The organism is Moraxella sp. K127 (genome assembly GCF_015223095.1).
GTDB lineage: Bacteria > Pseudomonadota > Gammaproteobacteria > Pseudomonadales > Moraxellaceae > Moraxella.
The window spans coordinates 48,640-62,537 of the sequence record NZ_JADFBZ010000002.1; the positions used below are offsets into that span (position 1 = coordinate 48,640).

Sequence of the window (13,898 nt, forward strand, 5' to 3'; positions counted from 1 at the left end):
CGTAATATAGGCACGGTGTCGCACGTGCATCATTGATAAAATCAGCTGGCGACACCATTTAGATAATAGGTTACAACAGGAGTAAATTAAGCATGTTTTCCAAACGATTCATCAAAAATATTGGCATTTTTGGACTTAGTGCCACCACAAGCATCTTTACGCTCATCGCTTGTGGCAAAGGCATCGGTAACCATCATGGCAACCAAACCGAGCTACACCAAAGTAGCGATGTATTACCCAATGAGTTATTATCGCAACTGCACAACTTACCTCAGATAACCTCAGGATTGGGCGATACAGGCAAAGATGTCATTAACCCAAATAAACCCACATTGGTAAAATTCTGGGCAAGTTGGTGTCCTCTGTGCCTAGGCACACTACAAGAAACACAAGACTGGCACAACGACCCCAAATTTTCAGACTTTAATATTGTTACTGTTGTCAGCCCAAATCACCTTGGAGAAAAACCCACTCAGGCCTTTAAAGATTGGTATCAAGTATTACAAGCAGACTATCCTACCTTACCTGTACTAATTGATACAGAAGCGAAAATCATCACTCAGCTGGGCGTACAAGCCTATCCAAGTTGGGCAATATTAGACAAACACGGTAAACTTGTGTATCTTAACAGGGGAAATCTAAGCCAAGAACAAATGAACTATTTGGCAGATAATCCTAATGCCCTAGAAGCCTTAAAAACACAAAACAGCACCATGACCCAACCCAGCCAAAACACCAACTATTACAACAGTAATGGCAATACGGCTAACGTGAGCACCATCTATTTGGCAGGGGGCTGTTTTTGGGGTGTTGAGGCTTATATGGAACGCATTGACGGCGTTTTGGATGCGGTAAGTGGCTATGCCAATGGCAGTCCAAATCTACCAAATCCAAGCTATGAGGAGGTCATCAGAGGTTCAGGTCATGCCGAGACCGTCAAGGTAACATATGATGCTGACAAAGTGGATTTAGATACATTATTACAGTACTATTTTCGCATTATTGACCCCACCAGCATCAACAAGCAAGGCAATGACCGTGGCATACAGTATCGCACGGGCATTTATTACGTCAATACACAAGATAAAGCGGTCATTGATAAAGCACTAAACGCCTTACAAGATAAGTACCAACAAAAAATTGCCGTTGAAAACCTGCCGTTATCCAATTTTAGCATGGCAGAAAACTACCATCAAGATTATCTTACCAAAAACCCTGACGGTTATTGTCATGTTGATTTAAGTCTTGCCAATAAAAAAATCACCAAAAACAGCCCCAATACTTTGGATGAGGCAAAGACCGTTGATGAAGCATTAGAACCAACACGCTATCAAAATTTTGATAAAGATAATTTAAAACAAACCCTGACCGATGCCCAATATCGCATCACGCAACAAGCAAAAACAGAATGGGCATTTAGTCATGACTATGACCAATTATTTGATGACGGCTTGTATGTAGATGTTGTTAGTGGTGAACCTTTATTTTTATCTACCGACAAATACAATTCTCGCTGTGGTTGGCCAAGCTTTACAAAACCCATCACCCCAGAGGTCATCACCGAACACAAAGACGACAGTTATAATATGATTCGCACAGAAGTGCGTTCAAGAGTGGCGGATTCACATTTGGGACATGTATTTACTGATGGACCGCAAGACAGAGGGGGTTTGCGTTATTGTATCAATGGCAATGCACTAAAATTCATACCAAAAGCACAGATGCAAAAAGAGGGTTATGGAGCTTTATTGCCACTTATTTTACCTGCCAGACCGTAAATTTTGTATAAAGATTGTAGAGCTGGGTTATATTTTGCCTATGACATTATTGGCATTTAAAATGGATATAACCCACCTTGTATTTTCCGATTCAAATATTAGGGCGTGCCTGCCTTTTGTATTTGCAATTAAAATCACGAAAAATTGCACGTTTTTCAAGGAAAAAGCGAAGTTTGATAGTCGTTCTATCAAACGAGCTTTTGACTTCGAGCCACAAGATTTAGCCATTTTTCATGCAAAAATGATTAGTCTATTTCTAAAATATTTCTATATTGTAAATATTGTTATAAAGGGGCAGGCACGCCCTATAAAGTTTTTGGGTTTTTATATCAAATTCTTACTCTCCAAATCAAGCAATATTCGCTTAATTGACACCCCACCTGTATACCCACCCAGCGTACCGTCCGACGCTATCACACGATGACACGGTATGATAAGCGAGATTAAGTTTTTGCCATTGGCGTTAGCACAGGCACGATGTGCGGTGGGCTTATTTATCATGGTTGCCAACGCTTTGTAACTTATCGTTTGTCCATAAGGGATTTGGCAGAGCGTTTGCCAAACTTTTATCTGAAAATCGGTACCATGTGATAAATCAAGCGGTAATTCAAATACCATGCGTTCACCATTAAAATACTCGTCTAACTGGGTAATGACCTGCAAGGCGATTGATTGATTTTTATCATCATTTTTTAAATCTGCCTGTTTTATAAAAACTGCATGCTGATTTAATTTATCAAAAATTTGGGCGGTTTTATTATTATACCAATCCAATGCCAATAACTTGCCATCTTTTACCGTCAAAGTAATCATCGGCAAATCTATGGGCGGATAATAGTGTGTGGTTATCATAAGTTTGTTTTTAATTTATCCTATATAATAAAAGGCGAAATACATTCGCCTTTTTGTCATTTTTCCTCGCCGATGAGTGCATCTACAAATTCTTTTGAATCAAAGGGCTGTAAATCATCAATACGTTCACCCACCCCAATAAAACGAATGGGCACGTCGGTGGTTTGGGCGACATTAAAAACCACACCCCCTTTTGCTGTGCCATCTAGCTTGGTGATGGTAACACCTGACAATGGAGCAACCTCGCCAAACAGATTAATCTGACTGATGGCATTTTGACCTGTACCAGCATCTAGTACAATCATGCACTCATGTGGGGCGGTCTCGTCTGCTTTTTTCATGACACGAATGACTTTTTCAAGCTCATTCATAAGATAAGTCTTGTTTTGTAGTCGCCCTGCGGTATCGGCAATCAGCACATCAATGCCTTTGGCTTTGGCAGACTGCATGGCATCAAAAATCACCGATGCACTGTCCGAACCCTGCCCCTGTGCCACCACAGGAATGCCGTTACGCTCGCCCCACACTTGGAGCTGTTCGGTCGCTGCCGCCCGAAAGGTGTCGCCTGCCGCCAGCATGACTGACTTGCCTTCGCCTTGTAAACGTTTGGCAAGTTTACCAATGGTTGTCGTTTTACCCACGCCATTGACCCCCACCATGAGAATCACAAACGGCTTTTTGGTCGTGTCAATGACAAGCGGAGCAACTTTGGGCTCTAAGATGTCCACCAGTTCTTTTTTTAGGGCTTTATATAACGAATGCGAATAAATCAAATCGCCCCGTGCCGTCTGCTCGGTCAGGCTTGTGATAATCCTGTTGGTCGCATCCACGCCAATGTCCGCCACAAGAAGCTGGTCTTCGACTTCTTCTAACAACTCATCATCAATTTCTTTGCCACCGACTAAGGCATTCATCAGACCTTCTGATAAATTCTTACTGGATTTGGACAATCCTGCTTTCATGCGGGCAAAAAATCCGCTTTTATTCTCGCTCATGTCTGCTTGCTCATCTTATTAAATTTGCGATTAATAATAGCATATTTTTGGGTATAATTAAAATTTAGCGATGATAAAATGACAATATTTTTACAAAAACCGCTGTATTTTTGGGTTAAATATGTTAAATTATCTGCGTTTTAGTATATAACGCCAATCTCAACTTAATATGACAACTTATTCATTGTTCAATGATTGTTTTTAAATTGCAGGGGTAAATCGCCATTTGCCCTTAATAAAGCAAGCACTAATATTAAGTTGAGTATAGGCAACCTATTTATTAAGGATTTTTATGAAAACGTACGCCTTATCCGCCCTAACGCTCGCCATCACCCTACTGACCGGCTGTGGCAATGACAAACCTACCACCACGCCTGCCGAACAAACCACCCAAGACACCGCCACCCAAAAAGCCCCCAAAACCATTGCCATCAGTGCCATTGTGGAACACCCATCGCTTGATGACATCAGAAAAGGGGTGATTTACGGCTTGGGGCAAAATGGCTACCAAGAAGGGCAAAATTTAACGGTAAATTTCCAATCAGCACAAGGCAACATGGCGACCATGGGGCAAATCTCCAAGCAGTTCGCTGCCGACGCCCCTGATGCCATCGTTGCCATTACCACCCCCACCGCCCAAAGTCTAGCGGCGGCGACCCAGAGTATCCCCCTGATTTATACTGCCGTCTCCGATCCTGTGGCAGCCAAACTTATCGATAATAACAACCAAGCCCTACAAGCGAACATTACCGGACTGTCTAGCCAGCTACCGCTCGAACCACAGCTTGATTTATTCACCCAAATCAAGCCTGACGCCAAGCGTATCGGCTTTGTATACAGTCCTGGTGAAGCGAACTCTGTGGTCATCAAAGAACAGCTTGCCATCGAACTACCCAAACGTGGCATGACCCTTGTGGACGTGCCTGCCAACCGCTCATCTGATGTCGCTGCCGCCACTCGTGCTTTGGGCGGGCGTGCCGATTTGATTTACACGTCCCTTGATAATGGCGTAGCATCGGCAATGGAAGCCATGGTTGGGGTTGCCAATGAGTTAAAAATCCCCGTCATCGCATCCGATGAGTTTAGTGTCAGACGTGGGGCGAGTGCAGGGCTTGGGGTTAATGATTTTGATTTTGGGGTAACCACTGCCAAACTGGTCGCCCAGACCCTAGACGGCACCAAGCCTACCGACATCGCCCCTGAGGTCATGAACAAGCTCACGCTCTATGTCAGCCCCAAACACGCCCAAAATCAAGGCGTAACCATCAGCGACGAACTCATGAAAGACGCCATTGACGTGGATAGCGTGCCACGTAAAGAGTGATTCTTAAAAAACCATCTTTTCAACACAAGTCATGCCAACATCCGATTAGCATGACTTATTTTTTACATAAAAGATTAGGGCGTGTTGAACGTTGATACACCCAATAAACTTTAAAATTACTATAAACGTAATGCTGTATGGATGTAGGGGCGTGCTGAGCACGCCTATAAAATTGGTGTATTATCAAAGGACGTGCTCAGCACGTCCCTACAAAGCCTGTGGTAAATATCAAATTCGTTGGGTGTAACATTCTTTATAAAAACGATGAAAATTTAACGCTTTTATCAATTTTTGCATGAAAAATGGCTATCCGACCACTTAATAGACTTCTTTCCAAATCCTGATTTTTATGGATTTTTAAAAACTTCAACCCCAATACTTATAAGGGTTTATTTTTAGTTTGGAAAGAGATTTAATTTAAAAATTAAGTGAAAATCTTAAAATTTACCCAGTTAAGTGGTCGGATTGTTTTTCATAATAAAAACTTGCCTGATAGAAAACTCACAGCCTTTGTTTTTTCCTTGAAAAACATGCGATTTTTCTCATTTTTCATGGCAAATACCAAAGGCAGGCACGCCCTAACAAAAAAACTATCGTACACACAAAACTTTACAAATCCTTTCAAAAATTATGTCAAAGGCTCTGGCACTTATGATGGTTTGACATCGTTGGCAGGCAAGCGTGTTGGCATCATCGTTGGCGGTAAACAGCGTGCAGACATCGAAGCGGTGGGTGGTTATGCTGAGCTTACCGAGTACCCCACCCCTTATAGTTTGGTCGAAGCTCTTGCCCAAGACAAGATTGACGTCTTTGCCATCCAAGGTTCTATCGCTGACCACTTTGCAAAAAGTTTTCCCCAGCTCAACTTAGAAAGCAATCCCTACGAAAGCCAATCTGTCGCCGAAGCTCACGTTGGGGTTATTGTGGATAAACAAAATACCAAGCTGTTAGATGACATCAATGCTGGCATCAAAAAGCTCAAAGAAAACGGACGCTTGGCAGAGATTCAGAAGAAATGGCTCTCTGAAGATTTGCAAAAAATCCAAGTCTCATCCACTACCGCCCAATAACCACCCAACAACAAAACGCCCAAACCACATCGTTTGGGCGTTTTTATCAAGCCTACCACCCCACAGGGTCAATGTCTATCGCCATCTTAACCCCCCGAGAGCTGGGCAGGGCAAGCACACCCTGCCACCACCATGACAGCACATCATGCAGAGCTTTGCGTTCTTTGGCAAGGATGAGCATTTGTACATGAAAACGATTGTTCTTTTTGACCATTGGGGCATCAATGGGAGCAAGCACAGCAAAAGGGTGGGCATTGGGCAGATGATTTTTTGCTCCAATAATGGCATTTTTGGCAGCATCAAGCCGATTCCCATCTGCCCGAATCAGCACCGCATGGCTATAAGGTGGCAGTCCCAACTCGCATCGCTCTGCCAACAAATCATGAGCAAATTTATCATAACCTTGACGTATCAAATCAAGCAGTAGCGGATTATCAGGATTTAGCGTCTGTATCAGTACCTTCCCTGCTCGCCCTGCTCGCCCAGCCCTGCCAGCCACCTGCATGATCATCTGAGCGGTGCGTTCGGGTGAGCGAAAATCAGGTGACAAAAAACCACCATCAGCATTGACAATCACCACAAGCGTTACATTGGGGAAATGATGACCCTTTGCCAGCATTTGCGTCCCTACCAATATCATCGGCTCGCCTGTGCTGACACGCTCATACAACTTATCCCACGCCCTTTGACCACGCACCGTATCACGGTCTATCTTCACGATGGGATAAGGGGTTTGGACGGTTTGAGGATTAGCAAAAATACCATGCAACCTTTCATATAATTGCCCTGTTCCTTGACCCAAATGCACAAGATTGGGACTGTGACAACCTGGACAAATCTTAGGGGTGACCACTTGATAGCCACAATGATGGCATTTTAGGTAATCATACAGATACTGCTCATTGGCGTGATGTGCTTTTTTAAAGGGATTTTTATGTAAAGTCAGATGGCTGCTACACCGCACACAGTCCGCTTGCCAGCCACATGCCCCACACAGCAGTATCGGAGCATAGCCACGCCGATTTAAAAACATCAGCACCTGCTCACCTCGCTCCAAAGTATCACGCACCGCCTGTACTGTCTGATGAGACAACTTAGTATCACGGCTCTCGCCTGCCATGTCCGTCTGCCACAGTGTGCCTACTCGCATGTCCACAAGGTCAAAGGTGGGCGGTGTCGCATTCCCTGCCCGTTTGGTCAGTTTACATTCATACAGTTTATTATCATGGCTAAGTTTGATTTGTTCAAGACTGGGCGTTGCCGTGCCTAGCACCACGGGGATTTGTTTTAGCACACCCACATACAACGCTACATCACAGGCATGATATCGTAAATGGTCTTGTTGTTTAAAACTTGTGTCATGAGCTTCATCGATGATAATCAGCCCCAAATTGGCAAATGGATAAAACAGTGCCGAACGTGTGGCGATGATGATTTGAGCCTGTCCTTGACGACATGCCTGCCATCCCAACAGTCGTTCTTTGTCATTGAGTGCTGAGTGCAAAACAACGACATTCGCCCTAAAACGTGCCAAAAAACGTGTCCGATTTTGTGGGGTTAATCCTATCTCAGGCACCATAATCAGTACCTGCCTGCCCTGTGCCAACACCTGCTCCATCGCTTGTAGATACACTTCGGTCTTGCCTGAACCTGTGATGCCATTTAACAAGATGCCCCGATAACACCCATCATGAATGCTCTGGCTTATCTGCATCAGTGCCGAGCGTTGTTCATCGTTTAGGGTCAGCGGTTCTTGTGCCATCTGAACCTGTGGGGGAGGTGTGTTTGGTGTGGTGTGGCATTCTATCAGCCCTTTTTGGGCAAATAATGCCAAATTTTTCTCTGTTACCCCAAGCATGTGCAAGGTGTATTTGGTTGCATTGGGATTATCACGAATAATGGCAAAATTGGCATGCTGTTTTTTGGCGGTTTTGCTTAACACGTTTTTGACAAAATCATCATCAACATGGGCAGGTACCCGATACCGCCGTATGTCATCACTAACATCCACCCCTGCCTTGATAAGCGTGGGTAACATGACCGCCATCGTATCGCCAAATGGATGATGATAATAAGATGACAACCATCTGGCAAGTTTAAAAAAATATTCATCAAAAATCGGCTCATCATCAATCACATCAATGAGCGATTTTAGCTTATTTTGTGGCACATCACTGTCATTAGGATGAACATGCCCCACCACGATACCAATCAGCTCTTGGTGAGAAAATGGTACTTTGACACGCACACCCACCTTGGGCAACACGCCTATCACACGATAATCAAAAAGACGATAAAGCGGTACAGGCAGAGCAACTTGGATTAACATAGTGTCATCTTTACAAAAACAAGACATTATAAATAAAGGCATTATTAAACATCAGAGTATTAAACAGACATTTTTATGGCAAATATCCCACATACCATAAGATGGACATGTTTTAACACCAAATAAACACCAAATAAATAAGGGCGGTGTTCGCCCTTATGTACGATTGCACGATAAGTTAAAAAGTTCATTCAATATACAAAATCGCCTCAATCTCTACCAATGCTCCTTTTGGCAAGGCTGCCACTTCTAGGGCGGCACGAGCAGGATAAGGAGCGGTCAGACGAGACTCAAAGATTTGATTTAATTCATCAAAATCATTTAAATCATCCAGTGATACATTAAACTTAACCACATCCGCCAAACTGCCACCAGAAGCTTGGGCGATGGCTTCAATATTATCAAATACTTGCTTGGCTTGGGCGACAAATCCATCACGCAAGGTCATGCTGACAGGGTCAAGTCCAATTTGACCTGAAATATAGACAGTATTACCCACTTTGACAGCTTGGGAATATGTTCCCACCGCTTTTGGGGCGTCATTGGTATGAATGATTTTTTTTGGCATGGACAGCTCCTATCATTTAAAAAGTTAATGCCAATGTTTATGCTAAATGCTTGATTGTCATCTTTATGTATTTATTTGTTTGTTTATTTTATTGGCTTGCCAATAAGCCACGATTTCATCCCACAGACTCATGGCAGGCTTGCCAGTATAGACAATATTGCCTGCGACATTATCAGAGGTTTTTGGCAAAATGCTCGGTTCGGTCTTACCCAAAAAGTGAGCAACTTCATCTTTTGAGTTTAGGTCAATATGACAGCACATCGCAATCTCCTTTTATGAATTTTATGAAGCAAAAGTTATATTTATAGCAACCGATCCGAGTAGACAGATTGCTTTGATATTTGTCATATTAAACAAAATACGCCAAATATTCAAGTATTTTTTACTGTTAAATCATTCTTTCGCCGTATTGTTTTTAGATTTTGAAAATGCTATGATAATCAACAAATCATCTCTTAGGACAGATGGAATAAGGATGCTTACAGGATACTTTATGAAAAAATCAAGCATTACCCTACTTAGTGTCATTTTGACTTTATCAGGTTGCACAACCGTTGCTGATATGGTAGGCATGGACAGCAAAACCCTAAATGCTCAGGCAGGATCAAACTACCATCAAATACTCAGCAAGGCTCAGATTGATACCACATCAAACACCGCCAAAACCATCCAGCGTGCCTTTAACCGCCTAAGACCGCATGCCAACTCTCTAAATAATACAGGCATGCGTTTTGATTGGCAGATGATCGTCATCAAAGACCCAAAAGAAAACGCATGGGCGATGCCAGGTGGCAAGATGGCGTTCTACACAGGGCTGGCCCAGAATTATCACTTGACCGAGGGTGAGATTGCTGCCATTGTTGGGCATGAGATGGCTCACGCCTTGCTAGAACATAGTAAAAAACAAATGGGAGCAAACGTCCTGTCTAGCCTAGCGGTACAACTTGGTGCCGCCGCTGTCCAAGCCAACACGGGCTATAATGCCGACATGGTCAATCTCGGGGCGAGCGTGTTACACGAATACGGACTTGATAAGCCCTACTCTCGCCACCACGAATACGAAGCAGACGCCCTAGGCATGCGATTGATGGCGATGGCAGGTTACAACCCCGCTGACGCCATCAATGTTTGGAAAAAGATGAACGCCAAACAAGGTGGTGGTGGTAAGGTTGGTAGCATTCTCTCCACCCACCCCAATAACGACAGTCGCATTCAAGCAATGGAAAAACTCCTGCCTGAGAACCGTGCCATCTATGAGCGTGCCATCGGGCGTTAATTTAAGTTGTCATAATACATCCTAGAACAAAACCCTGCATTGGCAGGGTTTTGTTTTTGTACAAAAACGGGGTATTAGGTCGGCATCTGATACAGTCGCATGATACTAGGATAGCCCAGCACTTGGCGCAGCTTCATGATACCTTCTTCTAAATGAGCTCGGGAACGCACCACCACCTGTATAAAGGTCGCCCCGACCCCACCACCTGATTTCTCATCTGCCTTGACAGATGTCTGCTCAATACCAATGTTCAAATCACGCAGCTCATAAATCGCCTGACTCATCTGCTCTTCATTTAGCATGGCGTGGATTTTGAGCGTGGCAGGAAAATGCAACTGTCCAACTGAGTTGGTGTGGTCAAGCTTGATATCCGACTTCCAGTTGAGCTGTATGACCTGATAAGGATTCTCAACACGGATGTTTTCTAGCGAATAGCATTTATGACGATGGACGGTTAGCCCTTGACGTGCCGACAGGTGTCCGACGATACTATCGCCATACATGGGGTTACAGCATTTGGCAAAGGTAATCTCCACGCCCTTAATACCCGCCAATAAATGCTTGGTCTGGGTAATCTCCGCCCCGTCTGCCACATCCACTTCTTCACTAAACAGACGAGAGACAACCAACTGTGGCAGTAGCGTACCTGTGGCAATTTGCAGGAAAATATCGCTTTGACTTGCCACGCCACGCCACGCCAAAATATCCGCCCAGTCCTGCTCGGACAAGTCATCTAGTGTTTTGTCATAAGGCTTTAAGGCACGCATCAAGGCTTCTTTGCCATAATGCTCTTTTTGGTCATGGGGCAGATGTTTTAGGAATTTTAAAATCTCATTGCGGGCTTTGTTGGTCGCCACAAAGCCAAGCCAGTCTGCCTTGGGCGTGGCATTTTTGTCAATGTCAATACTCACGGTGTCGCCATCTGCCAACACCAACCCGAGCTTACCATGCTCGCCATTAATGTCCGCCCCTGTGGCGATGTTGCCCACGGCAGGCCCGACCGCATAGGCAAAATCCAACGCTGTCGCCCCACGGGGTAACTCATAGGCACGCCCTTGGGGGCTATAACAGACGATTTTACGCTCATGCAGATAGCTCATGAGCTCATTAATGACTTTGAGCGATGTTTCTGCATCTTCGCCTTCGACCGCCGCCAAATCCTTCATATTACGCAAACTTGCCTGTATCACGGACTGACTGATGTCATTTTTGCTGTTGCCAAGTACGCCCAAGCGAGATGCTTCTTTCATGCGCGCGGTCATGAGCGTGACTTTAATAAAGTTGTAATCTTTTTTATAAATCAGCGACAGCGACTGATTGCCCCCTGCTAGGGGTTTACGGATATTGTCCTGAATGTTACGGTCAGCGATTTCAAACTTTTGGATGAGATGATACGCCAGTTTGTCGCACGCCCCGATGTCTTCTAGCACCACTTCAAAATCATATTGGCGAATCAAACGATTGGCTTGCCCACGATTTTTAAAGAATTGCCGATACATGCTTGTACGGTTGTCCAGCACCTGCACATGTCCTTTTAGGTTTAGATGTCCTAGTAGGTTTTGTAGATAAGTGCTAATCTCAATCTTTTGAAAATTACGCCCCAAACCATGTTGCAACAGCTTGTCATTAAATTTGTTATACATGACAGGGTTAAGGTTGCGATAACACAAAAGCTCGATGTAGTCAGCGATGTCGTTTAGCCCCATAATGCGAGCGAACGGCACATAAAAATCCAACGTCTCACGAGCGGTTGATTTTTGTTTTTCTTCTCGCACCGCATCCATGGTACTCATGTTATGCAAGCGGTCGGAGAGTTTAATGATGAGCACACGAGGGTCTATGAGCGTGGCATTTAAAATCTTATGAAAGGTCGCCGCCTGTGACTGCTGTTTGCTCATGTTGCCTGATTTTAGTTTGGTCACGCCATCCACCAGTCGTGCCACCGTCTCGCCAAACTCACTTGCCACCAGCTCATCGGTGACTTCGGTGTCTTCTACCGTATCATGCAAAATCGCAGCAATGATAGAATCCCTATCCAACAAAAACCCCGCCAAAATCTCCGCCACCGCAATGGGGTGCGTGATGTACGGCTCGCCTGATTTGCGTTTGTCCTTGATGTGTGCCATGTCGCCAAAATGACACGCCCGTAGCACGTCCGCCCGCTCTTTGGCATCTAAGTAGCTGACCGCATTCATCAGACTGTCTTTGGCTTCATCCACCAAAGGATGACTAAAACGTATGGGGATATTATCGGCGTGGTAGTTGGCTAACATGATTGGTTTGGCTCGGTAACGTGTTAATTGGGTTTTAAATTAGGGCGTGCATGCCTTTTATATTTGCAATGAAAAATGAGAAAAATCGCACGTTTTTCAAGGAAAAAACGTAGGCTGATAGTTATTCTATCAGACAAGTTTTTGACGCAGAAAAACAAGATTTAGCCATTTTTCATGCAAAAATGGTTGATTTACTTCTAAATTTTTAAATTGTAAATAGTGTTATAAAGAGCAGGCACGCCCTAACAAAAAGCTCTTGGAAATGGGGTATGGCTGTATCCGAAAAACCCCCAATCCGAACCTTATAATTAATCAGTTTTTCGTTAAATTGTCAAGGAAAAATTATCCATTTTTATGGACTTATTTTTATGATAAAATCAGAAATTTTAATGAATGACAAAACAAAAAAAACCATGCCAAAAGCATGGTTTTTAGGGTTGTATACGATTTTTTAAAAACCGTTAGCCATCGGGTCAAACGGTGGCGGTTCTTTTTTCACATACACTTCTTCGGGCTTATCTAAAATCGCACGGGTCACATGACCATCGGCAATCTCACGCAAAGCAAGCACAGTTGGCTTATCGCCTTCGGGAGTCACCAATGGGTCGGCACGCCCTGTGGCAAGCTGACGTGCTCGTCTTGACGCCACCAAAATCAAATCAAAACGGTTATCTACCGTATCCAAACAATCTTCAATCGTCACTCGTGCCATAAATCACACTCTTTACATTGATAACAATCTACTATTATAACAGATTTTTACTATTTTAAAAGCGGAAAATTAAGGTTTGGCACGCCCTAACTCACCAATAACTGACTGATTAATTTTTCATGGCGTACCGTTTGCTTGTCAATGGCAAGGCGATAGGCAGTGATGATGGCTTTTATCTCGGATAAAGCTACACCAAAATCATCGTTAATCACCACATAGTCAAAGTTTACATACTCTTGCATTTCACGCACCGCCCCTGCCAGTCTGGTTTCGATGACTTTGGTGGCGTCTTGGTTACGGTTCATCAGACGGCTACGCAGGGCATCGCGGCTTGGCGGTAGGATAAAAATCATCACCGCTTGGGGAATGAGTTTTTTGACTTGCAACGCCCCTTGCCAATCAATCTCCAAAATCACGTCCATGCCCGCACCGAGCAAATCATTGACCGCTGTCTTACTGGTGCCATAATAATTGCCAAACACTTCAGCATGCTCCAAAAACTCACTCTCCCCCACCAAACGGATGAACTCATCTGTGTCAGTAAAATAATAATGCTCGCCATCAATCTCACCACGTCTAGGCTCACGGGTGGTGTGCGAGACGCTGACCACGAGATTTTTGGTAGTGGCGAGTAGCTCCTTGACCAGTGATGTCTTGCCTGTGCCTGAGGCGGCGGTGATGATAAAAAGCGTGCCTTGGGTGGGGTTTGGTGCATTCATAG

At 44.2% G+C, this 13,898-nt stretch carries 12 protein-coding genes; 4 read left to right on the forward strand and 8 right to left on the reverse strand.

Features of this window, described 5'->3' with window-relative positions; genetic code table 11:
• Window positions 1-92: 92 nt before the first annotated feature.
• Complete coding sequence (gene msrAB / locus IM753_RS00770; protein ID WP_065256454.1) at window positions 93-1,778, forward strand: bifunctional peptide-methionine (S)-S-oxide reductase MsrA/peptide-methionine (R)-S-oxide reductase MsrB; 1,686 nt, start codon at window positions 93-95, stop codon at window positions 1,776-1,778.
• A gap of 324 nt (window positions 1,779-2,102) precedes the next feature.
• On the opposite strand, the gene IM753_RS00775 is transcribed toward msrAB, so the two are convergent.
• Entirely contained in the window at window positions 2,103-2,630 is a 528-nt protein-coding gene (locus tag IM753_RS00775) for a methylated-DNA--[protein]-cysteine S-methyltransferase (RefSeq protein ID WP_062501409.1), read from the reverse strand.
• A gap of 56 nt (window positions 2,631-2,686) precedes the next feature.
• Window positions 2,687-3,625: a signal recognition particle-docking protein FtsY gene (gene ftsY / locus IM753_RS00780; RefSeq protein ID WP_065256455.1), complete on the reverse strand. Its 939-nt coding sequence runs from the start codon at window positions 3,623-3,625 to the stop codon at window positions 2,687-2,689.
• Window positions 3,626-3,917: 292 nt separating this feature from the next.
• Between ftsY and IM753_RS00785 the strand changes: the two genes are divergently transcribed.
• The gene (locus tag IM753_RS00785; protein WP_194108425.1) at window positions 3,918-4,949 is read left to right on the forward strand and encodes an ABC transporter substrate-binding protein; all 1,032 of its coding nucleotides are present in this window, start codon (window positions 3,918-3,920) and stop codon (window positions 4,947-4,949) included.
• A 551-nt stretch (window positions 4,950-5,500) separates the two neighbouring features.
• Window positions 5,501-6,019: an ABC transporter substrate-binding protein gene (locus IM753_RS00790; RefSeq protein WP_172823650.1), complete on the forward strand. Its 519-nt coding sequence runs from the start codon at window positions 5,501-5,503 to the stop codon at window positions 6,017-6,019.
• Window positions 6,020-6,071: 52 nt separating this feature from the next.
• Here IM753_RS00790 and IM753_RS00795 read toward each other — a convergent pair whose 3' ends face one another.
• From IM753_RS00795 to IM753_RS00805, 3 genes are all read right to left on the reverse strand, one after another.
• On the reverse strand, window positions 6,072-8,348 hold the full coding sequence (locus IM753_RS00795; RefSeq protein ID WP_194108426.1) for a primosomal protein N': 2,277 nt from the start codon (window positions 8,346-8,348) through the stop codon (window positions 6,072-6,074).
• Window positions 8,349-8,535: 187 nt separating this feature from the next.
• The gene (locus tag IM753_RS00800) at window positions 8,536-8,916 is read right to left on the reverse strand and encodes a Rid family detoxifying hydrolase (RefSeq protein WP_194108427.1); all 381 of its coding nucleotides are present in this window, start codon (window positions 8,914-8,916) and stop codon (window positions 8,536-8,538) included.
• 63 nt (window positions 8,917-8,979) lie between these two features.
• A complete protein-coding gene (locus tag IM753_RS00805; protein WP_065256459.1) occupies window positions 8,980-9,177 on the reverse strand; it encodes a hypothetical protein in 198 nt (65 codons plus the stop codon).
• Window positions 9,178-9,409: 232 nt separating this feature from the next.
• Between IM753_RS00805 and IM753_RS00810 the strand changes: the two genes are divergently transcribed.
• Complete coding sequence (locus tag IM753_RS00810; protein WP_194108428.1) at window positions 9,410-10,192, forward strand: M48 family metallopeptidase; 783 nt, start codon at window positions 9,410-9,412, stop codon at window positions 10,190-10,192.
• A gap of 74 nt (window positions 10,193-10,266) precedes the next feature.
• On the opposite strand, the gene IM753_RS00815 is transcribed toward IM753_RS00810, so the two are convergent.
• From IM753_RS00815 to gmk, 3 genes are all read right to left on the reverse strand, one after another.
• Window positions 10,267-12,465, reverse strand: a complete 2,199-nt coding sequence (locus IM753_RS00815) for a bifunctional (p)ppGpp synthetase/guanosine-3',5'-bis(diphosphate) 3'-pyrophosphohydrolase (RefSeq protein WP_194108429.1) — start codon at window positions 12,463-12,465, stop codon at window positions 10,267-10,269.
• Between the two features lie 451 nt (window positions 12,466-12,916).
• On the reverse strand, window positions 12,917-13,177 hold the full coding sequence (rpoZ, locus tag IM753_RS00820; RefSeq protein ID WP_062500264.1) for a DNA-directed RNA polymerase subunit omega: 261 nt from the start codon (window positions 13,175-13,177) through the stop codon (window positions 12,917-12,919).
• Between the two features lie 86 nt (window positions 13,178-13,263).
• Complete coding sequence (gene gmk / locus IM753_RS00825; RefSeq protein ID WP_062500267.1) at window positions 13,264-13,896, reverse strand: guanylate kinase; 633 nt, start codon at window positions 13,894-13,896, stop codon at window positions 13,264-13,266.
• Window positions 13,897-13,898 lie beyond the last annotated feature (2 nt).

What these genes read in the sequence shown, in the direction of transcription:
- msrAB (WP_065256454.1), top strand. Translation starts at nt 93, where the DNA reads ATGTTTTCCAAACGATTCATCAAAAATATTGGCATTTTTGGACTTAGT.
- IM753_RS00775 (WP_062501409.1), bottom strand. Translation starts at nt 2,630, where the DNA reads ATGATAACCACACACTATTATCCGCCCATAGATTTGCCGATGATTACT.
- ftsY (WP_065256455.1), bottom strand. Translation starts at nt 3,625, where the DNA reads ATGAGCGAGAATAAAAGCGGATTTTTTGCCCGCATGAAAGCAGGATTG.
- IM753_RS00785 (WP_194108425.1), top strand. Translation starts at nt 3,918, where the DNA reads ATGAAAACGTACGCCTTATCCGCCCTAACGCTCGCCATCACCCTACTG.
- IM753_RS00790 (WP_172823650.1), top strand. Translation starts at nt 5,501, where the DNA reads ATGGCAAATACCAAAGGCAGGCACGCCCTAACAAAAAAACTATCGTAC.
- IM753_RS00795 (WP_194108426.1), bottom strand. Translation starts at nt 8,348, where the DNA reads ATGTTAATCCAAGTTGCTCTGCCTGTACCGCTTTATCGTCTTTTTGAT.
- IM753_RS00800 (WP_194108427.1), bottom strand. Translation starts at nt 8,916, where the DNA reads ATGCCAAAAAAAATCATTCATACCAATGACGCCCCAAAAGCGGTGGGA.
- IM753_RS00805 (WP_065256459.1), bottom strand. Translation starts at nt 9,177, where the DNA reads ATGTGCTGTCATATTGACCTAAACTCAAAAGATGAAGTTGCTCACTTT.
- IM753_RS00810 (WP_194108428.1), top strand. Translation starts at nt 9,410, where the DNA reads ATGAAAAAATCAAGCATTACCCTACTTAGTGTCATTTTGACTTTATCA.
- IM753_RS00815 (WP_194108429.1), bottom strand. Translation starts at nt 12,465, where the DNA reads ATGTTAGCCAACTACCACGCCGATAATATCCCCATACGTTTTAGTCAT.
- rpoZ (WP_062500264.1), bottom strand. Translation starts at nt 13,177, where the DNA reads ATGGCACGAGTGACGATTGAAGATTGTTTGGATACGGTAGATAACCGT.
- gmk (WP_062500267.1), bottom strand. Translation starts at nt 13,896, where the DNA reads ATGAATGCACCAAACCCCACCCAAGGCACGCTTTTTATCATCACCGCC.